Source organism: Pseudoxanthomonas beigongshangi, assembly GCF_016820515.1.
GTDB classification, from domain to species: Bacteria; Pseudomonadota; Gammaproteobacteria; order Xanthomonadales; family Xanthomonadaceae; genus Pseudoxanthomonas_A; species Pseudoxanthomonas_A beigongshangi.
In genome coordinates, this window is sequence record NZ_JADHDV010000024.1 from 41730 (window position 1) to 59854 (window position 18125).

19 protein-coding genes and 2 riboswitches are annotated in these 18125 nt (G+C 66.4%); of the genes, 12 read left to right on the top strand and 7 right to left on the bottom strand.

What is annotated here, in order from left to right:
• The first annotated feature begins 13 nt into the window (after positions 1 to 13).
• On the top strand, positions 14 to 1528 hold the full coding sequence (scpC, locus tag IQ458_RS15950; RefSeq protein ID WP_203323436.1) for a succinyl-CoA:acetate CoA-transferase ScpC: 1515 nt from the start codon (positions 14 to 16) through the stop codon (positions 1526 to 1528).
• 609 nt (positions 1529 to 2137) lie between these two features.
• Here the strand turns inward: scpC and IQ458_RS15955 are convergent.
• Positions 2138 to 2659, bottom strand: coding sequence for a GNAT family N-acetyltransferase (locus IQ458_RS15955; RefSeq protein WP_203323437.1), 522 nt, complete (start codon positions 2657 to 2659; stop codon positions 2138 to 2140).
• 55 nt (positions 2660 to 2714) lie between these two features.
• A riboswitch (glycine riboswitch) is annotated at positions 2715 to 2806 on the top strand.
• A gap of 10 nt (positions 2807 to 2816) precedes the next feature.
• A riboswitch (glycine riboswitch) is annotated at positions 2817 to 2908 on the top strand.
• A gap of 110 nt (positions 2909 to 3018) precedes the next feature.
• Between IQ458_RS15955 and IQ458_RS15960 the strand changes: the two genes are divergently transcribed.
• Positions 3019 to 3636 (top strand): trimeric intracellular cation channel family protein, encoded by a 618-nt coding sequence (locus IQ458_RS15960; RefSeq protein ID WP_183644903.1) that lies wholly within the window; start codon positions 3019 to 3021, stop codon positions 3634 to 3636.
• A 135-nt stretch (positions 3637 to 3771) separates the two neighbouring features.
• Here IQ458_RS15960 and IQ458_RS15965 read toward each other — a convergent pair whose 3' ends face one another.
• From IQ458_RS15965 to groES, 3 genes are all read right to left on the bottom strand, one after another.
• Positions 3772 to 4845, bottom strand: coding sequence for a 3-deoxy-7-phosphoheptulonate synthase (locus IQ458_RS15965; RefSeq protein ID WP_203323438.1), 1074 nt, complete (start codon positions 4843 to 4845; stop codon positions 3772 to 3774).
• A gap of 435 nt (positions 4846 to 5280) precedes the next feature.
• Positions 5281 to 6921, bottom strand: a complete 1641-nt coding sequence (gene groL, locus IQ458_RS15970) for a chaperonin GroEL (RefSeq protein WP_183641000.1) — start codon at positions 6919 to 6921, stop codon at positions 5281 to 5283.
• 140 nt (positions 6922 to 7061) lie between these two features.
• Positions 7062 to 7352 (bottom strand): co-chaperone GroES, encoded by a 291-nt coding sequence (gene groES / locus IQ458_RS15975; protein WP_183640997.1) that lies wholly within the window; start codon positions 7350 to 7352, stop codon positions 7062 to 7064.
• Positions 7353 to 7546: 194 nt separating this feature from the next.
• On the opposite strand from groES, the gene IQ458_RS15980 reads away from it, so the two are divergent.
• The 5 genes from IQ458_RS15980 to IQ458_RS16000 are packed head-to-tail and all read left to right on the top strand — an operon-like array spanning position 7547 to position 11458.
• Complete coding sequence (locus IQ458_RS15980; RefSeq protein ID WP_141454182.1) at positions 7547 to 7771, top strand: AbrB/MazE/SpoVT family DNA-binding domain-containing protein; 225 nt, start codon at positions 7547 to 7549, stop codon at positions 7769 to 7771.
• A 2-nt stretch (positions 7772 to 7773) separates the two neighbouring features.
• Positions 7774 to 8172 carry a type II toxin-antitoxin system death-on-curing family toxin gene (locus IQ458_RS15985; protein WP_183640993.1) on the top strand — a complete coding sequence of 133 codons (399 nt, stop codon included), beginning with the start codon at positions 7774 to 7776 and terminating at the stop codon, positions 8170 to 8172.
• 32 nt (positions 8173 to 8204) lie between these two features.
• The gene (gene cutA, locus IQ458_RS15990; RefSeq protein ID WP_183640990.1) at positions 8205 to 8537 is read left to right on the top strand and encodes a divalent-cation tolerance protein CutA; all 333 of its coding nucleotides are present in this window, start codon (positions 8205 to 8207) and stop codon (positions 8535 to 8537) included.
• A gap of 3 nt (positions 8538 to 8540) precedes the next feature.
• Positions 8541 to 10865 carry a protein-disulfide reductase DsbD family protein gene (locus IQ458_RS15995; protein WP_203323439.1) on the top strand — a complete coding sequence of 775 codons (2325 nt, stop codon included), beginning with the start codon at positions 8541 to 8543 and terminating at the stop codon, positions 10863 to 10865.
• Positions 10862 to 11458 (top strand): TlpA family protein disulfide reductase, encoded by a 597-nt coding sequence (locus tag IQ458_RS16000; protein ID WP_203323440.1) that lies wholly within the window; start codon positions 10862 to 10864, stop codon positions 11456 to 11458. The genes IQ458_RS15995 and IQ458_RS16000 overlap by 4 nt, the downstream gene beginning before the upstream one ends.
• Positions 11459 to 11816: 358 nt before the next feature.
• Here IQ458_RS16000 and IQ458_RS16005 read toward each other — a convergent pair whose 3' ends face one another.
• From IQ458_RS16005 to IQ458_RS16015, 3 genes are all read right to left on the bottom strand, one after another.
• Entirely contained in the window at positions 11817 to 12851 is a 1035-nt protein-coding gene (locus IQ458_RS16005) for a DUF5694 domain-containing protein (protein ID WP_203323447.1), read from the bottom strand.
• A gap of 178 nt (positions 12852 to 13029) precedes the next feature.
• Positions 13030 to 13335 (bottom strand): XAC0095 family protein, encoded by a 306-nt coding sequence (locus IQ458_RS16010; protein ID WP_203323441.1) that lies wholly within the window; start codon positions 13333 to 13335, stop codon positions 13030 to 13032.
• Between the two features lie 269 nt (positions 13336 to 13604).
• Positions 13605 to 14285 carry a phytanoyl-CoA dioxygenase family protein gene (locus tag IQ458_RS16015; RefSeq protein WP_203323442.1) on the bottom strand — a complete coding sequence of 227 codons (681 nt, stop codon included), beginning with the start codon at positions 14283 to 14285 and terminating at the stop codon, positions 13605 to 13607.
• A gap of 422 nt (positions 14286 to 14707) precedes the next feature.
• Here IQ458_RS16015 and IQ458_RS16020 point away from each other — a divergent pair, with 422 nt between their 5' ends.
• The 5 genes from IQ458_RS16020 to accC all read left to right on the top strand — a co-directional run bounded on the left by IQ458_RS16020 (position 14708) and on the right by accC (position 17997).
• On the top strand, positions 14708 to 14887 hold the full coding sequence (locus IQ458_RS16020; RefSeq protein WP_141454201.1) for a hypothetical protein: 180 nt from the start codon (positions 14708 to 14710) through the stop codon (positions 14885 to 14887).
• 303 nt (positions 14888 to 15190) lie between these two features.
• Positions 15191 to 15631, top strand: coding sequence for a type II 3-dehydroquinate dehydratase (gene aroQ, locus IQ458_RS16025; RefSeq protein WP_192199156.1), 441 nt, complete (start codon positions 15191 to 15193; stop codon positions 15629 to 15631).
• 61 nt (positions 15632 to 15692) lie between these two features.
• Positions 15693 to 16172: an acetyl-CoA carboxylase biotin carboxyl carrier protein gene (accB, locus tag IQ458_RS16030; RefSeq protein ID WP_183640973.1), complete on the top strand. Its 480-nt coding sequence runs from the start codon at positions 15693 to 15695 to the stop codon at positions 16170 to 16172.
• A gap of 27 nt (positions 16173 to 16199) precedes the next feature.
• On the top strand, positions 16200 to 16640 hold the full coding sequence (locus IQ458_RS16035; protein WP_203323443.1) for a four helix bundle protein: 441 nt from the start codon (positions 16200 to 16202) through the stop codon (positions 16638 to 16640).
• Positions 16630 to 17997 carry an acetyl-CoA carboxylase biotin carboxylase subunit gene (gene accC / locus IQ458_RS16040; protein ID WP_141454205.1) on the top strand — a complete coding sequence of 456 codons (1368 nt, stop codon included), beginning with the start codon at positions 16630 to 16632 and terminating at the stop codon, positions 17995 to 17997. The genes IQ458_RS16035 and accC overlap by 11 nt, the downstream gene beginning before the upstream one ends.
• The last annotated feature ends 128 nt before the right edge of the window (positions 17998 to 18125 follow it).

Genomic DNA, 18125 nt, shown 5'->3' on the forward strand with positions numbered 1-18125 from the left:
TCCGCTCCCCCGCATGTCCAGCGACCGTATCCGCCATCCGCGCCTGCGCGCGCTCGCCGTTTCCGCCGAAGAAGCCGCCGCGCACATCCAGCCCGGCGAGACCGTGGCCATGAGCGGATTCACCGGCTCGGGCTATCCGAAGGAAGTGCCGCTGGCACTGGCGGCGCGGATCGACCGTTGCCACGCGCAGGGCCAGGGCTTCCAGATCCGCCTGCTCACCGGCGCGTCCACCGCGCCGGAACTGGACGGCGCGCTGGCCAAGGTCGACGGCATCGCCCTGCGTTTGCCGTTCCAGAGCGATCCGGACACCCGCCAGCGCATCAACGCCGGCACCCTGGAATACCTCGACACCCACCTGAGCCACGTCGCCCAGCACACCTGGTTCGGCTTCTACGGCGAGGTCGATACCGCGGTGGTGGAAGTGTCGGCCATCCGCGAGGACGGTGCGCTGGTGCCGTCCACCTCGGTGGGCAACAACAAGACCTGGCTGGATCTGGCGCGCAAGGTGATCGTCGAGGTCAACGACTGGCAGCCCGAAGGCCTGGACGGCATGCACGACATCTACTACGGCACCGCGCTGCCGCCGCACCGCAAGCCGATTCCGCTGATCCATCCGGACGATCGCATCGGCGACACCGCGCTGCGCTGCGACCCGGACAAGATTGTCGCGGTGGTGCGCACCCACGGCCCGGATCGCAACAGACCGTTCAATCCGGCCGATGCGACCAGCGAACGGATCGCCGCGCACCTGATCGAATTCCTGCAGCACGAAGTGAAAAAGGGCCGGCTGCCGCCCAACCTGCTGCCACTGCAATCGGGCGTGGGCAACATCCCCAACGCGGTGCTGGCCGGCCTGAGCGCCAGCGGCTTCCGCGACCTGACCGCGTTCACCGAGGTCATCCAGGACGGCATGCTGGACATGCTGCGCGACGGCGTGCTGCGCAGCGCCTCGTGCACCGGCTTCGCGCTGAGCCCGGAAGCCAACGAGGTGTTCAAGCAGAACATCGGTTTCTACCGCGAGCGCATCGTCATGCGCACGCAGGAAATCTCCAACCATCCGGAACTGGTGCGCCGGCTCGGCTGCATCTGCATGAACGGGATGGTGGAAGCGGACCTGTACGGCAACGTCAATTCGACCCACATCATGGGCTCGCGCATCCAGAACGGCATCGGCGGCTCCGGCGACTTCGCCCGCAACGGCTACCTTTCGATCTTCCTCAGCCCCAGCACCGCCAAGGGCGGCAGCATCTCCTCGCTGGTGCCGATGGTCAGCCACGTGGACCACACCGAACACGACGTCTCGATCATCGTCACCGAACAGGGCCTGGCGGATCTGCGCGGCCTCTCGCCCAAGCAGCGCGCGCGCGTGCTGATCGCGCAGTGCGCGCATCCGGACTACCGCGACGCGCTGACCGACTATTTCGAACGCGCCCTGCATGCCAGCTATGGCCGCCACACCCCGCACCTGTTGCCCGAGGCACTGTCGTGGCACCAGCGGTGGCTGGATACGGGCAGCATGAAGGCCTGAAAGAGCAAGCGCTTTTCAACAGCTGCATGGCTGATCAATCCCCCTCCGTCCCCCTTCTCCGAAGGGGGAGGTAAAAGCAGAAGTCGCAGCATCGATAGCCCCCTTTGCAAAAGGGGGCGGGCGGCCGCGTAGCGGGCGACGGGGGATTTGCTGTTGGCGCCAAGAGCAAATCCCCCTCAATCCCCCTTCTTCGAAGGGGGAGGCATAAGCAAAGGCGCCACATCGATAGCCCCCTTTGCAAAAGGGGGCGGGCACCTGCGCAGCAGGTGACGGGGGATTTGCTTTTGGTGCCAAGAACAAATCCCCCTCAATCCCCCTTCTTCGAAGGGGGAGGCAAAAGCAGATGTCTCAACATCGATAGCCCCCTTTAACAAAGGGGGCGGGCGGACGCGCAGCGGGCGACGGGGGATTTGCTGTTGGCGCCAAGAACAAATCCCCCTCAGTCCCCCTTCTTCGAAGGGGGAGGCAAAAGCAGAAGCCGCAGCATCGATAGCCCCCTTTAACAAAGGGGGCGGGCGGCCGCGTAGCGGGCGACGGGGGATTTGCTCTTGGCGCCAAAAGCAAATCCCCCTCAATCCCCCTTCTCCGAAGGGGGAGGCAAAGCCAATGTCAGTCCCGCGCGGTTTCCGTCGCCTCGAACGCCACGCTGTACGCCACCGCCCCCTGCGGCCGGCTGCCATCCAGGGTCAACGCCATGAAGTATTCGGCCGGTGCGCCCTCGTAACGCAGCTCGGCCTCGTTCGCGAAACCGAAACGCGCGTAATACCCGGGATCGCCCAGCACCACGCAGCCGCCCGCGCCGGCCTGGCGCAACCGGGCCAGGCCGGCTTCGATCAGCGCGGCGCCGATACCGGCGCCCTGGCAGTCCGGCGCCACCGCCACCGGCCCCAGCCCGTACCAGCCGGCCGCGCCGTCGCCGATGGCCACCGGCGAAAACGCGACGTGGCCGATCACCCGCCCATCCTGTTCCGCCAGCAGCGACAGGGTCAGCTCGTCGCGCGCGCGCAACGCGTCGACGATCGCCGCCTCGGTGCCGCTGCTGTGTTCGGCAACGGCGAAGGCCTTCGTGATCAGGGCACGGATGGCGGGCGTGTCGGCGGGGGTTTCGGAGCGCAGCGCGTAGGCGATCATGGGGACAGGCAGGCCAGTGGAGCCGGTATTTTCACATCGGTCTCTGCTAAAGTGCGCGCCGGATGCAGGAGAGCGGAGCCGCACGCTCCCGCCGAAGGCGCAGGCTCCCATAATCGCTCAGGCTCGGTTGCTGGACGCAACCATCCACTGCATCCACCCACGCCGATCTGGAGAGAGGTCTTCGATGACCCGCCGAAGGGGCAAGCGGCCCACGCCGCCGAACTCTCAGGCAAAAGGACAGCGGGAGCGGCACCGGATTCCGGTCGTGAATTGAGCGTTCCGTCCCACGCGCCTCCGCGCGCGGAAGGCGTGCGCGCAATTCCCGCCGGTTCCGGCCACCTCCCGCCGGAACCTTCCCCATGCTGCTCTCCCTGATCTACCTCGTCGCCATCACCGCCGAAGCCATGACCGGCGCGCTGTCCGCCGGTCGCCGGCGGATGGACCTGTTCGGTGTCGTCATCATCGCCTCGGTCACCGCGCTCGGCGGCGGCTCGTTGCGCGACATCGTGCTCGGCCACTACCCGCTGGGCTGGGTGAAGCATCCGGAATACCTGGGCTACACCATCGGCGCGGCCATCGTCGCCACCTTCGTCGCCCGCTGGATGCATCATCTTCGCCAGGCGTTCCTGTGGCTGGATGCGCTGGGCCTGGTCGCCTTCACCCTGATCGGCTGCGCGATCGCGCGCGAGGCCGGGCACGCGCCGGCCATCGTGGTGATCGCCGGCATGCTCACCGGCACCTTCGGCGGCGTGCTGCGCGATGTGCTGTGCAACGAGATTCCGCTGGTATTCCAGAAGGAACTGTATGCCAGCGTCTCGCTGCTGACCGGCGCGGCGTATCTGCTCCTGCTGCACGCGGGCGTGAATGAGTCCACCGCCACCCTGGGCTGCCTGGGCGGTGGCTTCCTGCTGCGGCTGCTGGCGATCCGCTACAACTGGGACGTGCCGAAGTTCGTCTATCGCGGCGAAACGCACTGATCGCATCGGGCGATGCGCGCATCCCGCGATGGCGCTCCGCGCAGGAGCGGCCCCGGGATTGCGCCGACGATCCGGAGAGAGGGGAACGGATCGCCGTCGCGCCCGGGCCGCTCCTGCGGCCCTCCACGACGCGGACTAGGCGGCCTGCGACACGTTGCGCTCGCGGCGACGGCGCACGGCGGTGGCCAGGCGTTCCAGCACGGCCACCGACGCGTCCCAGCCGATGCAGCCGTCGGTGATGCTCTGCCCGTAGGCCAGCGGCTGGCCCGGCACCAGATCCTGGCGGCCGGCGACCAGATGGCTTTCGATCATCGCGCCGATGATGCGGGTCTCGCCAGCCTCGATCTGCGCGGCGATGTCCTCGATCACGCGCGGCTGGTTTTCCGGATCCTTCAGGCTGTTGGCGTGGCTGGCGTCGATCATCAGGCGCGGCGCCAGGCCCGCCTTCGCCAATACCTGGCTGGCCGCCTCTACGCTGTCGGCGTCGTAGTTCGGCGCCTTGCCACCGCGCAGGATCACGTGGCAATCCGGGTTGCCGGTGGTGGCGGCGATGGCCGAGCGGCCTTCCTTGGTGACGGCCAGGAAATGATGCGGATGCGAAGCCGCGTTGACCGCATCGGCGGCGATCTTCACGTTGCCGTCGGTGCCGTTCTTGAAGCCGACCGGACACGACAGGCCCGAGGCGAGTTCACGGTGGATCTGGCTCTCGGTGGTGCGCGCGCCGATCGCGCCCCAGGCGACCAGATCGGCGATGTACTGCGGCGAGGTGGTGTCCAGGTATTCGCAGCCGGCCGGCAGGCCCAGGCGGTTGATGTTGCGGAGCAGGCCGCGTGCCAGTCGCAGGCCCTCGTTGATGCGGAAGCTGCCGTCCAGGCCAGGGTCATTGATCAGGCCCTTCCAGCCGACCGTGGTGCGCGGTTTCTCGAAATACACGCGCATGACGATTTCCAGCTCTCCGCCCAGCGCATCGCGCAGCGGGCGCAGGCGCTGCGCGTATTCCATCGCGGCGATCGGGTCGTGGATGGAACATGGGCCGATCACCACCGCCAGGCGATCGTCGCGGCCATGCAGGATCGCGTGCAGCGCTTCGCGGCTGCGGCTGACGGTTTCGGACACGGCCTCGTCGCAGGGCAGTTCCGCGATGACCTCGGACGGAGGCGTGAGCGGTTCCAGCTTGCGGATGCGCAGATCGTCGGTGTGGGGCGCCATCGGGAAATCTCCAGTTCGTTGTCTGTGTGCGATGTCGCCAGCCCTGGAAGCAAAAAAGCCGCCAGGTTCGCTGGCGGCTTTCGGGAATGCGTCTGAATGTTTCTTCAGGGTGAGCGCAGTCCTTCCTCCGCCAGCGGCATCGGAAAGTAGTACCAAAAGTAAAAGCTGGCGCGGGCTGCGTTCATTGGGTTGCATTGATAGCACAGCTTTGCCGCAACGCAAAATGTTTCATTTGCAAGCACCCCGCCCTCCCTTGTGGGAGCGACGTCAGTCGCGAGCCTTCCGTTCATCATTCGGGAAGGGCACGGGCCCAGGGGGCAAAAGCTCGCGACTGACGTCGCTCCCACAGGAAAAGAAAAGGGGAGATCCGCCCCAAAGAAAAACCCCGCCTTGCGGCGGGGTTTTTCGTCTTGCGGGTTTGCCTGGAGGGCCGGATCAGAAATCCATGCCGCCCATGCCGCCCATGCCACCGCCCGGCGGCATCGCCGGCTCGTCCTTCTTCGGAGCCTCGGCCACCATCGCTTCGGTGGTGATCATCAGGCCCGCGATGGACGCGGCGTTCTGCAGCGCGGTGCGGGTGACCTTGGTCGGATCCAGGATGCCGAACTCGACCATGTCGCCGAACTCGCCGTTGGCGGCGTTGTAGCCGAAGTTGCCCGAACCGTCCTTGACCTTGTTGACGATCACGGAGGGCTCTTCGCCGGCGTTGGTGACGATTTCGCGCAGCGGGGCTTCCATCGCGCGCAGGGCGATCTGGATGCCGTGGGTCTGGTCTTCGTTGATGCCCTTCAGGCCTTCGATGGCGGCCTTGGCACGGATCAGGGCGACGCCGCCGCCCGGGACCACGCCTTCCTCGACGGCCGCACGGGTGGCGTGCAGGGCGTCTTCAACGCGCGCCTTCTTTTCCTTCATCTCGACTTCGGTGGCGGCACCGACCTTGATGACGGCCACGCCGCCGGCCAGCTTGGCCACGCGCTCCTGCAGCTTCTCGCGGTCGTAGTCCGAAGAGGTCTCTTCGATCTGCGCCTTGATCTGCTTGATGCGCGCTTCGATGGCGGAGGTATCGCCGGCGCCGTCGATGATGGTGCTGTTTTCCTTCGAGACCTGCACCTTCTTGGCGCGGCCCAGATCCTTGATGGTGGCCTTCTCCAGCGACAGGCCCACTTCCTCGGAGATCACGGTGCCGCCGGTCAGCACGGCCATGTCTTCCAGCATCGCCTTGCGACGGTCGCCGAAGCCCGGGGCCTTCACGGCCACGACCTTGACGATGCCGCGGATGGTGTTGACGACCAGGGTCGCCAGCGCTTCGCCTTCCACTTCCTCGGCGACGATCAGCAGCGGCTTGCCGGCCTTGGCCACGCCTTCCAGCACGGGCAGCAGGTCACGCACGTTGGAGATCTTCTTGTCGTGCAGCAGGATGAACGGGTCATCCAGGTCGGCGGTCATCGACTGCTGGTTGTTGACGAAGTACGGCGACAGGTAGCCGCGGTCGAACTGCATGCCTTCGACGACGTCCAGCTCGTTGTCCAGGCCCGAGCCTTCCTCGACGGTGATCACGCCTTCCTTGCCGACCTTCTTCATCGCGTCGGCGATGATGTTGCCGATCGATTCGTCGGAGTTGGCGGAGATGGTGCCGACCTGGGCGATGGCCTTGTCGTCGGCGGTGGGCTTGCTGATCTTCTTCAGCTCGGCCACGGCGGCGATCACGGCCTTGTCGATGCCGCGCTTCAGATCCATCGGGTTCATGCCGGCGGCGACCGCCTTGGAACCTTCGCGGATCAGCGCCTGCGCCAGCACGGTGGCGGTGGTGGTGCCGTCACCGGCATTGTCGGAGGTCTTGGAAGCGACTTCCTTGACCATCTGCGCGCCCATGTTCTCGAACTTGTCTGCCAGTTCGATTTCCTTGGCGACGGAAACGCCGTCCTTGGTGATGGTCGGGGCGCCGAAGCTCTTCTCGAGCACGACGTTGCGGCCCTTCGGGCCGAGGGTGGCCTTGACGGCGTTGGCGAGCACGTTGACGCCGCGCACCATGCGCGAACGAGCGTCTTCACCGAAACGGATGTCCTTTGCAGCCATGGGTATTAACTCCGGGATTCGATATTGGGGATTGGGGATTCGATGGGTTGGCGGGAGGCGGAATGGGTCGGGATGCGATCAGCGCAGAAGTCGCGCTTGTCCGAATCCCGAATCTCCAATGCCGAATCCCGCCTCGGCGATCAGCCGAGGATCGCGAAGATGTCGTCTTCCTTCACGACCAGGTAGTCGGTGCCGTCCAGCTTCACTTCGGTGCCGCTGTACTTGCCGAACAGGACCTTGTCGCCGACCTTCACCTTCGGGGCGCGCACGTTGCCGTTGTCCAGGACCTTGCCTTCGCCGACGGCGACGACTTCACCCTTGATCGGCTTCTCGGTGGCCGAGTCCGGAATCACGATGCCGCCCGCGGACAGCTTCTCTTCTTCCATACGCTTGATGACCACGCGGTCGTACAGCGGCTTGATATTGCTCATTTCAATCCTCTTTAAGTGATTGATTGGACAGGGAAAGGTTGGCGATGTTAGCACTCGGTACCCGAGAGTGCCAGCAACGCGGGCAAACAAACCCCGGCGAACCGGGATTGCGCTGAGATGGGGCCCGGGCCGGGCCTTTCAAGGGCCGGAACCGAAATTTGATCTTCGGCCGTATTACGTCTGTAATTACGTCCATGAAAACGCTCAAGCTCAACCGCATCGGCAATTCCGTCGGCCTGGTCCTGCCCCGGGACGTGCTGTCGCGGCTGAAAGTGGCCGAAGGCGACACCCTCTATCTGACCGAGGCGCCGGACGGTTACCGCCTGACTCCGTTCGATCCCGAGTTCGCGCGGCAGATGGATGCGGCCGAGCAGATCATGCGCGAGAACCGCGACGTCCTGCGCAAGCTGGCCGAGTAGCCATGCGCGAACCGGTCTGGTTGCTGGAGTCGGTGATGGAAGCCGCCCACCTGCAGCAGTTGGCCGAACACGGCGGCCCGTCCGGCGTCCGCGACCCGCACCTGCTGAGCAGCGCCCTGGCGCGTCCGCGGCAGGTATTCGCCTACGGCGACGGGGTGGATCTGGCGGCGCTGGTGGCGGCCTACGCCCACGGCATCGCGCGCAACCATCCCTTCGTCGACGGCAACAAGCGCACGGCGCTGATTGCCCTGTTGCTGTTCCTGCGGCTCAACGGCCAGGACCTCGTCGCTCCGCCGATGGATCGCTATCTGATGACGATGGCGCTGGCGGCCGGCGATTTGAACGAGACCCAACTGGCCGACTGGATCCGGTCCCGACTCCAACCTTTTCCGGCGCCCTGAACCGGCGCCCACGCTGCGATAATCGCCTGCCTATGTCCGTCCTGATCGCCTTCTGCACCTGCCCCGATGCCGACAGCGCCCGTCGCCTGGCCGGGACGCTGGTGGAAGAGCGGCTGGCGGCATGCGTGAACATCCTGCCCGGGATGACCTCGGTCTACCGCTGGCGGGACGCGGTGGAGACCACCGACGAGGTCCAGCTGATCATCAAGACCACCGCCGTACGCCTGCCGGCGCTGGCGGCCCGGCTGGCCGAGCTGCATCCCTACGAACTCCCCGAGCTGCTGGCGGTCCAAGCCGCCGCCGGCCTGCCCGCCTACCTGGCCTGGGTGACGGCGGAGACGAGCGAGCCCCGAGAGGAATCCTGACCGATGACGTGGTTGTCCCGCCTGCTGGCCCTGGGCCTGCTGCCCTTCGCCTGCTCCGCGCAGGCCCAGATCCGCCCGCAGGACCTGCCTCCGGTCGACGAAGTGTTCGTCCCCAGCGTGACCGCGCCCAGCCGCGACCGCATCGAGGTGCACTGGAAAATCGCCGATGGCTACTACCTGTACCGGCATCGCACCGGCGTCGAGGTGAGCGCCGGCGGTTTCACCGCCAAGCCGCTGCAACTGCCCAAGGGCAAGGCCTATCGCGACGAGTTCTTCGGCGACGTGGAAACCTATCGCGGCAGCCTGACCGCGGTGCTGCCCGGCCAGGCGGGCGCGGACGCCGATACGGTCACCCTCAAGATCAAGTACCAGGGCTGCGCCGACGCCGGCATCTGCTATCCGCCGCAGGTCCGCAACCTCACCGTGAACCTGCCCGGCGGCGCGCCCGCGGCGGCGGCGAACGATGCCGGCGGCTTCGTGCCGCTGGGTTCGCTGACCGGAGGCGGCTCGTCGCTGCTGGGTGGCGGCAAGGGCGCGGTCGATGCCGCGCCGCTGCCGCAGGATCGCGCCTTCGCGGTGGAAGCCATCGCCTTCGACGGCAACCAGTTGCTGCTGCGCTTCACCCCGGCGCGCGGCTACTACGTCTATCGCGACCGCACCTCGATGGCGCTGGAAGGCGCGTCCGGCATCGGCCTGCAGAAGCCGCGCTGGCCCAAGGGTCAGGCCTACCACGACGAACACTTCGGCGACGTCATCGTCTACTTCGATCAGGCCGAAGTGCCGGTGCCGCTGAAGCGCGATCACGCCAACGCCACCAAGGCCACCCTGCGGGTGACCTTCCAGGGCTGCCAGACCGGCGGCATCTGCTATCCGCCGATGACCCGCCGGATCGCGCTGTCGATTCCGGCCGGCAAGGTGACCCCGCCGGCCGAAGCCGCTGCCTCCGAAGCGCCGGCAGCGCTGCCCGCGGCGAATGGCGCGGCGGTTGCGGATACCGCCGGCACGGACGCATCCACTACCGAAACACCCGCCGCCTCCGACACGGCCGCTTCCGCCGGCGCTACCACCACCGAGGTGCCACGCACGCGGCCGCCAGAAGACGCGCTGCGTCGCGCCTCCGGCACGCCGACCAGCCTGTGGCTGGCGCTGCTGCTGGCGCTGGGCGGCGGCCTGATCCTCAACCTAATGCCGTGCGTGCTGCCGGTGCTGTCGCTGAAGGCGCTGTCGCTGGCCGGCGGCGATCGGCCGAAGGCGCGCGCGCTCTGGTACACCGCCGGCGTGCTGCTGAGTTTCCTGGCGGTGGGCGGCGCGGCCATCGCGCTGCGCGCGGCCGGTCAGGCGCTGGGCTGGGGCTTCCAGTTGCAGCAACCGCTGGTGATCGGCGTGCTGGTGTACGTGGTGTTCGCGGTCGGCCTGAGCCTGTCGGGCGTGTTCGCCGTGGGTTACGGCCTGGCCGGCGCCGGCGATGGGCTGGCCCGCCGACACGGTCCGGCCGGTGATTTCTTCACCGGCGTGCTCGCGGTGGTGGTGGCGAGCCCGTGCACCGCGCCGTTCATGGGCGCGGCGCTGGCGTTCGCGTTCGCCGCGCCGGTGCCGCTGGCGTTGCTGGTGTTCCTGATGCTGGGCGTCGGCCTGGCGCTGCCGTTCCTGCTGATCGGCTTCGTGCCGGCGCTGGCCAACCGCCTGCCGCGCCCGGGCGCGTGGATGGAAACGCTGAAGAAGGCGCTGGCCTTCCCGATGTACCTGACCGCGGTGTGGCTGCTGTGGGTGCTCGGCCGCCAGCGCGGCATCGACGCGGTCGCGCTGGTGCTGGTCGGGCTGGTGCTGCTGGCGGTCGCCGCGTGGTGGCTGCAACGCCTGCGCTGGCGCGCCGCGCCGGTGCAGCGCGTGCTGGCGGTGCTGGTGCTGGCTTCGGCCATCGTGCCGCTGGTGATGGCGCATCGCCTGCCGCCGCCGGAACGCGCCGCGCCCGCCGAGACGCAGCACAGCGTCGCCTTTTCGCCGGAGCGATTGGCCGCGCTGCGCGCCGAGGGCAAGGTGGTGTTCGTCGACATCACCGCCGACTGGTGCGTGACCTGCAAGGCCAACGAGAAGACCGTGCTGGATCGCGAACCCTTCCGCAAGGCGCTGGCCGACGCCAACGGCGTGCTGATGCGCGGCGACTGGACCAATGTCGATGCCACCATCACCGCCTACCTGGAACAGCACGGCGCGGTCGGCGTGCCGCTGTACGTGGTGTATCCGCGCGACGGCGGCGAAGGTGAAGTGCTGCCGACGGTGCTGACCCAGTCCATGATCGAGGACGCACTGGCGAGGGCCGCGCGATGAAGCTCACGACCGCGCACGTGCTGTGGGTGGCGGTGGCCGCCGGCGCGCTCGGCCTGCTGGCCAGCCACGCCTTCGACAGCGGCTGGCTGTGGCGCACCGAACCGGGACAGCAGGCGTTGCAGACCGTCGTCAACGCGACCGCGCCCAAGCCGCCGCCCGGCGTGACCCCCGCCAAGGTGGGCGATCCGATGCCGAAGATCGCCCTGCCCGGCCCCGACGGAAAGATGGTGGACCTGACGAGCTACCGCGGCCGTCCGCTGCTGATCAACGTATGGGCCAGCTGGTGCGGCCCGTGCGTCAAGGAAATGCCGGAACTGGACCGCTTCGCCCGCGAACAGGGCGCCGACGGCGTGCAGGTGATCGGCCTGGCGCTGGACACCGTGGAAGGCGTGAACGATTTCCTGGCCAAGGTGCCGGTGCAGTACCCGATCCTGCTGGACACGCCCGGCCCGGCCGACAGCAGCGTCTGGCTCGGCAACGCCAAGGGCGTACTCCCCTACACCGTGCTGGTGGGCGCGGACGGGCGCATCCTCAAACAGAAGATCGGGCCGTTCGTGGAAGGCGAGATCACCGGCTGGGCGAGCAAGCATTAGCTTTTTTGCCTCCCCCTTTGAAAAAGGGGGACTGAGGGGGATTTGCTTTTTCTTCCAGCACCGCGCAAATCCCCCGTCACCCGCTACGCGGGTGCCCGGCCCTTTTCCAAAGGGGGCTATCAAGACCACGCGAGCTTTTTGCCTCCCCCTTTGCAAAAGGGGGACTGAGGGGGATTTGCTCTTTCTTCCAGCACCGCGCAAATCCCCCGTCACCCGCTAGCGCGGGTGCCCGCCCCCTTTTTCAAAGGGGGCTATCAGGTCGCGCGAGCTTTTACCTCCCCCTTTGCAAAAGGGGGATTGAGGGGGATTTGCTTTTCTCTTCCAGCACTACGCAAATCCCCCACCACCCACTCACCCTCTACTCCAACACCGCCTGCACATCCACGATGCTCACCCCCGGCATCTGCCCCAGCCACTGATCGAACCAGGGTTTGTGCGACGCACCGACAATGTTCAGCACGCGCTGCCCCGGCCGATCACGCACCGTCTCCAGGATATTGGCGACCATGCGCAGGTTGCGGATTTCCCAGCCGTTGACCCATATCTGCGGATAGTGCTGCGGCGACTGCGCACGCAACGGGCCACGCAGATTGTTCTCGGCATAGATCCACGACACCTCGGGCTGGTTGATGTAGCGATACAGCGGCAGCAGGTCCGGCGCCTTGATCAGGCGGTCCTGCTCGGCGATGGCCTGCTCCAGCTTCGTGCGATCGGTCTTCCACGCCGCCATCACCGCTTCGCCGAAGGCCTGGGTATCCGCGATCTGATGGCTGTCGCCGGTGTGATCGTCGATGGGATGCACGCGCTCCAGTCCCAACGTGGCCGCCAGCCGCGCGCCGATCTGGAAGCTCTCGTTGTTGCGCGTTTCCAGCTCGCGCAACACCTGCACCAGCGTCTCGTCCAGACCGTCACCGACGCGGCGCTCGCCCGCCGGCAGCCGCAGCCATTGCACGTAGGCCGACGCCGGGTCGCTGGCGGCCAGGAACAGCGCGGCCAGATGCCGGCGCTGCGCGGGCGCCGGATTCGCCGGCCACGCGGCCAGCGCCTTGTTCACCCCGGCAATCGCGGCGGGAATATCCAGGCCCGTGGCCGCCTTGGCCTTGTCCGTGCTCCGGCAGTAGTCCTCGCCGTATACGGTGGGATGGCGCGCGGCCAGATCGCACTGCTCACCGCCAATCGCCTCGATGGTGATGACCTGCGGCTTGAACGCGGCCAGCTTGTCCAGCAGCGGCGCCAGCGCCTCCACCTTGAAATCCTTCTGCTCGCGCAGGTGGACCGACCCCAGCACCAGCATCTGCGTGCGCGGCCCGACCATGTCGTCATCGAGCGTGGTCAGGTTCTGGGCATGGGCCAGTAAAGGCGCACCGCCCACCAGACAAGCCATCAGCATCATCGTCTTGCGCATCCATCCGTCCTCGGTTGTATTCCCGGACAGTGCGATGCACGAAGAGGTGGCAGGGTTTAAATCCGGACCGAAGCGGATGATGTGCGAGGCGCGCGCATCACCGCTGGCTGCACACATGACGGCACGCGGGGAAAGCCCATCTTCCCCGGCATGCCGCACACCCACATCAGCGCATCGCGCGCTTGCGTTTCAGCAGCTTCCGCTTGGGGCCATCACCCGGCTGGGCCGGAGTGACCGAGATCCACTCGGACTGGTTCATGATGCGGTCGACCTGCCGCTCCATGTTCTCGAAGCTGGCGTACCAGCGGTGGATGGCCATGGTGGGTTCGTTGTGTTCGTCGCCACCGCAGGCGGCGCTGAGGCAGCCCATCAGGTTGAGCTGGCTGCGCAGTTGTTTCAGTTCGTAGATGGCCGCTTCGGAAAAGAAATAGCCGGTGCGGGGCAAAGCGGGCGTAGCAGACTCTGAACTCATTGGTAGTACTCCAAATTTCTTCGATGGCTTTACGTTACGAAGGAGTTTTGGAGCTCCGGTGACGAGTTTGCCTTCGCCATCGAACGCGTTCAATGCTTTGGCGTTCAATGTTATGCAGATGACGAGATATGCCATCCACCGTCATTCGGTGAGAAACAAACATCTCACGCAGACACTTCCCCGAGTGGATCCATTGCCATTCGCCACACGAACGCCATCCAGCGTCCGCTGTCATCGTTGTTGGGATAACTATGCGCTGTACGATTTCATCACTCGCCCATGAAGTAGCGCGTGGTCGCCATCATGCGTACCTGTGCCGTCGTGTTGACCGATGGCGTGTGCAGCGTGCGCAGGTCCATCAGGAACACGTCGCCGGCGCGCCCCGACATTTCCACGAGCCGGATGCCAAGACCGGCAAGGTCCCGCTCCAGATCCGTCGACGTCCTGAGCACTCGCCTCAACGCCGGCATCGCATCGGCGCCGAGCCGATGGGATCCGGCCAGCGCCAGCGTCGCTCCCCCGTGGGGGGTCACGTCATCGATGAGGAAGAACGCCTGGATGCCGGGGATCGGGCCGTCCGCATCCGCCCCCACATCCACGTGCCAGTTCAGGCCTTGCAGTGTCCAGGTCCCCTGCTTCACGGGCGACAGCAACAATTGCGTGTCCTGGACGCCGGACGGCGTGCGTCCACCGAGGTGCGCGACCCCCTGCCTCAGATCCGGTGTCGCCAGTGTTTCGTGCAGGCCCGGCAGCTTCACCAGCGCGGACAACCGGCCGATCTGCTGGAAGACCGGCAGGGCCCGCAGCGACGCTGATACGCCGCGTCCCGCGTGCACGCGCTTCAACTCGAGATCCAGTGCCCGCTTGAGCGCCGCCAGCCGGGTCCGCGGATGGAATCCCTCCAGGCGCAGGCAGCCCTGTGCCGCGAAGTGGTCCGGATCGAATTTCATTGCAAATCGAATGACCGTTTTGAGACTGGGCGACGAACTCCGCTCCAAGATCATCTCGTTCGATTTTGAGACAAGAGGCGCCGGGGGTGTGCCGGGACGAGCTTGTCTGGCCCGCCCTACTTTGAAATCTGAGTTATACAACCGTCTCTGTCCTTAGTTGTATAACTCGGACTATCCGTCATGACCGCGCTCTATCGCGAACTCCCGGCAGGCGCCCAGGCCGCCTGCGGCGAAGCCTATGAAGCGACCCACCATGCGGAACTGCACCGGAGCATGGCCCCCCTGTCGGGCTCCTTTCAGTCCAAGTCCATCAAGGGCAAGCGTGGTACTTCGCCTCGTTGGACGGCAGGGCCCGTCAGATTTACGTGAGGCCGGCGTCCGACCATGTCGAGTCGCTCAAAGACCTCGAATAAGCCGGCACCGTGATCGAATGCATGCTCGACCAGGGGTATGTGGATGCGCTGCAGGCATCGGTCGCGGACCTCCTTGAACGCGGCAGCGGCTGGCGCTCCCGGTTCGATACGGCGATCAAGCGCCTGTCCGCGCGCCACGCCGCCATCGCCGCGCGCTTCGTCGCGGACGTCAGCAGCCAAGCTCAATAGGCGCCCGCTGGCCCGAGGGGCCCAGACGCATCCACCCCGCCTTCTCCGGCGAACATGCCGTCAACGCACGGTTCTCCGCCACCACCTGAAACTCCAGGAAGTCCGCAGCCTGTTTGGCGTCACGGACCCACCGGCCTCCGGCCCCCTTGTCGCGGGCCTGCCCGCGCGAAACGTCCATCCACCAAGCCTTGCGCGCGTGGGGGCTCCGAAAATTCAAACATCCGTTTAAAACGCCAACAACTTCGGCGATCTGGACAGGATCGCCGGCTTCGCGCAGACTGCCGCCCTCCCGTCGGAGCGCCCATGGCTAAACTGCTGGTCCTGCATGGTCCCAACCTCAACCTGCTCGGCACCCGCGAGCCGGAGGTGTACGGCCATGCCACGCTGGCGGACATCGACGCCGCCCTGCTGGCGCAGGCGCAGGCGGCGGGCCATGAGCTGTCCAGCTTCCAGTCCAATGCCGAGCATTTGCTGGTGGACCGGGTCCAGGCGGCCCGCACGGATGGTACCGCCTTCGTCCTGATCAATCCGGCCGCCTTCACCCACACCTCGGTCGCCCTGCGCGACGCGCTGGCGGCGGTGGCCCTGCCCTTCATCGAAATCCACCTGTCCAACCCGCACCGCCGCGAGCCGTTCCGCCACCACAGCTATTTCAGCGATCTGGCGGTCGGCGTGGTCTGCGGGTTCGGCGCCGACAGTTACCGCTACGCGCTGGATGCCGCGCTGGCGCGATTGTCCGGCTGATCCTTTCCCACCTTTTCCTTTTCGTTCCCCGTCTGGGAACCCGCTCAACCAAGAGGCCCCTATGGATCTCCGCAAAATCAAGAAACTGATCGACCTGCTGGAAGAGTCGAACCTCGCCGAAATCGAAATCAAGGAAGGCGAGGAATCCGTGCGCCTGGCGCGCGTGCCCAAGGGCGGCCTGGTCGCCGCCGCGCCGGCCCCGGTGTACGCCCCGGTCGAGGCCCGCCCGGCCGCGCCGATGCCGATGAGCTCGCCCACCGAAGCCTCCACCGGCGGCGCCGCCAAGGCCGGCGGCAACCTGCCCGAAGGCCACGTGATGCGCGCGCCGATGGTCGGCACCTTCTACGCCTCGGCCTCGCCGGACAAGCCGGCCTTCGTCAGCGTCGGCCAGGCCGTCAAGGCCGGCGACACCCTGGCGATCATCGAGGCAATGAAGATGTTCAACCCGATCGAAGCCGACGTCTCCGGCACCATCCAGGCCATCCTGGCCGAGAACGGCCAGCCGGTGGAGTTCGATCAGCCGTTGTTCGTGATCGGCTGACGCCGATCACGACGGGATTCGGGATTCGTGATTCGGGATTCGGCCAAGCAGCGACCGCATGAGCGCCTGGAGGTCTGGCGCGATGCGATGACGCTGGTCGAATCCATCTACCAGATCACGGTGCCGTTTCCCGATTCGGAGCGATTTGGTCTGACCATGCAGTTGCGCCGTGCCGCTGTCAGCGTGCCTTCGAACATCGCCGAGGGCGCCGCACGTCGTTCGACCGCCGAATACTTGCGCTTCCTTTCAATGGCGCGGGGCTCGCTGGCCGAGATCAGCACGCAGATCGAGATAGCGCGACGCCTTGGCTACCTGGCCGCTCGGGACACTATCGAAGATCTGGTTGATCGCAACTTCGCACGCCTCAATGCCCTGATCCGCTCGCTCGAATCCTCGCCGCGTGGTGTCCGCGAGACGCACGCCTCCTACGAATCCCCAATCCCGAATCCCCAATCCCATGCTCGATAAAGTCGTCATCGCCAACCGGGGTGAAATCGCGCTGCGCATCCTGCGCGCGTGCCACACCCTGGGCATCCGCACGGTGGCCGTGCATTCCACGGTCGACCGCAACCTCAAGCACGTGGCCATGGCCGACGAGTCGGTCTGCATCGGTCCGGCGCCGTCGTCGGAGAGTTACCTCAACATCCCGGCGATCATCGCCGCGGCCGAGGTCACCGACGCGCAGGCCATCCATCCCGGCTACGGCTTCCTGTCGGAGAACGCCGACTTCGCCGAGCGGGTGGAGCAGTCCGGCTTCGTCTTCATCGGTCCCAAGGCCGACACCATCCGCCTGATGGGCGACAAGGTGGAAGCGATCCGCGCGATGAAGGCCGCCGGCGTGCCGTGCGTGCCCGGCTCGGGCGGTCCGCTGGGCGACGACATCGTCGCCAACACCAAGATCGCCCGCGAAATCGGCTATCCGGTGATCATCAAGGCGGCCGGCGGCGGCGGTGGTCGCGGCATGCGCGTGGTGCACGCCGAGGCCGCGCTGAGCAACGCCATCGCCACCACCAAGTCGGAGGCCAAGGCGGCGTTCGGCAACGATCAGGTGTACATGGAGAAGTTCCTGGAGAATCCGCGCCACGTGGAAATCCAGGTGCTGGCCGACGGCCAGGGCAACGCCATCCACCTGGGCGAGCGCGACTGCTCGATGCAGCGCCGCCACCAGAAGGTGGTGGAGGAAGCGCCCGCGCCCGGCATCACCGAGGCGCAGCGCGCCGAAATCGGCAAAGTCTGCGTGGAAGCCTGCCTGCGCATCGGCTATCGCGGCGCCGGCACGTTCGAGTTCCTGTACGAGAACGGCCGCTTCTACTTCATCGAGATGAACACCCGCATCCAGGTGGAGCATCCGGTCACCGAACGCATCACCGGCATCGATCTGGTCTGCGAGCAGCTGCGCATCGCCGCCGGCCGCAAGCTGACCATCAAGCAGGAGGACATCGTCCTGCGCGGCCACGCCATCGAGTGCCGCATCAACGCCGAGGATCCGGAAACCTTCATGCCCAACCCGGGCCTGATCCAGCACTTCCATCCGCCGGGCGGCCCCGGCGTGCGCGTGGACACCCACATCTACGAGGGTTACCGCGTGCCGCCGAACTACGATTCGATGATCGGCAAGCTGATCGTGCATGGCCCGGATCGCGAAACCGCCATCGCCCGCATGCGGGTGGCGCTGAGCGAGATGGTGGTCGACGGCATCAAGACCAACATCCCGCTGCAGCAGCGGATCATGCGCGACCAAGGCTTCCAGGCCGGCGGCCAGAACATCCACTACCTGGAAAAGCGCCTGGCCGAACGCAAGAACAAGTCGATCGCGCTGGTGTGATCGAAGCCTCTTCCCACTTCCCTGTGGGAGCGACGTAAGTCGCGAAGAGACCCGGCCCGGAGCGGAAACGCTTCGGGCCGTTTCGTTTGGGGCGAGGGTTTGCGAGCCAGGTGATATCACGGTCGCGA

Bases quoted from the DNA above. Each gene is read 5' to 3' on its own strand.
- scpC (WP_203323436.1), top strand. From the start codon at position 14: ATGTCCAGCGACCGTATCCGCCATCCGCGCCTGCGCGCGCTCGCCGTT.
- IQ458_RS15955 (WP_203323437.1), bottom strand. From the start codon at position 2,659: ATGATCGCCTACGCGCTGCGCTCCGAAACCCCCGCCGACACGCCCGCC.
- IQ458_RS15960 (WP_183644903.1), top strand. From the start codon at position 3,019: ATGCTGCTCTCCCTGATCTACCTCGTCGCCATCACCGCCGAAGCCATG.
- IQ458_RS15965 (WP_203323438.1), bottom strand. From the start codon at position 4,845: ATGGCGCCCCACACCGACGATCTGCGCATCCGCAAGCTGGAACCGCTC.
- groL (WP_183641000.1), bottom strand. From the start codon at position 6,921: ATGGCTGCAAAGGACATCCGTTTCGGTGAAGACGCTCGTTCGCGCATG.
- groES (WP_183640997.1), bottom strand. From the start codon at position 7,352: ATGAGCAATATCAAGCCGCTGTACGACCGCGTGGTCATCAAGCGTATG.
- IQ458_RS15980 (WP_141454182.1), top strand. From the start codon at position 7,547: ATGAAAACGCTCAAGCTCAACCGCATCGGCAATTCCGTCGGCCTGGTC.
- IQ458_RS15985 (WP_183640993.1), top strand. From the start codon at position 7,774: ATGCGCGAACCGGTCTGGTTGCTGGAGTCGGTGATGGAAGCCGCCCAC.
- cutA (WP_183640990.1), top strand. From the start codon at position 8,205: ATGTCCGTCCTGATCGCCTTCTGCACCTGCCCCGATGCCGACAGCGCC.
- IQ458_RS15995 (WP_203323439.1), top strand. From the start codon at position 8,541: ATGACGTGGTTGTCCCGCCTGCTGGCCCTGGGCCTGCTGCCCTTCGCC.
- IQ458_RS16000 (WP_203323440.1), top strand. From the start codon at position 10,862: ATGAAGCTCACGACCGCGCACGTGCTGTGGGTGGCGGTGGCCGCCGGC.
- IQ458_RS16005 (WP_203323447.1), bottom strand. From the start codon at position 12,851: ATGATGCTGATGGCTTGTCTGGTGGGCGGTGCGCCTTTACTGGCCCAT.
- IQ458_RS16010 (WP_203323441.1), bottom strand. From the start codon at position 13,335: ATGAGTTCAGAGTCTGCTACGCCCGCTTTGCCCCGCACCGGCTATTTC.
- IQ458_RS16015 (WP_203323442.1), bottom strand. From the start codon at position 14,285: ATGAAATTCGATCCGGACCACTTCGCGGCACAGGGCTGCCTGCGCCTG.
- aroQ (WP_192199156.1), top strand. From the start codon at position 15,191: ATGGCTAAACTGCTGGTCCTGCATGGTCCCAACCTCAACCTGCTCGGC.
- accB (WP_183640973.1), top strand. From the start codon at position 15,693: ATGGATCTCCGCAAAATCAAGAAACTGATCGACCTGCTGGAAGAGTCG.
- accC (WP_141454205.1), top strand. From the start codon at position 16,630: ATGCTCGATAAAGTCGTCATCGCCAACCGGGGTGAAATCGCGCTGCGC.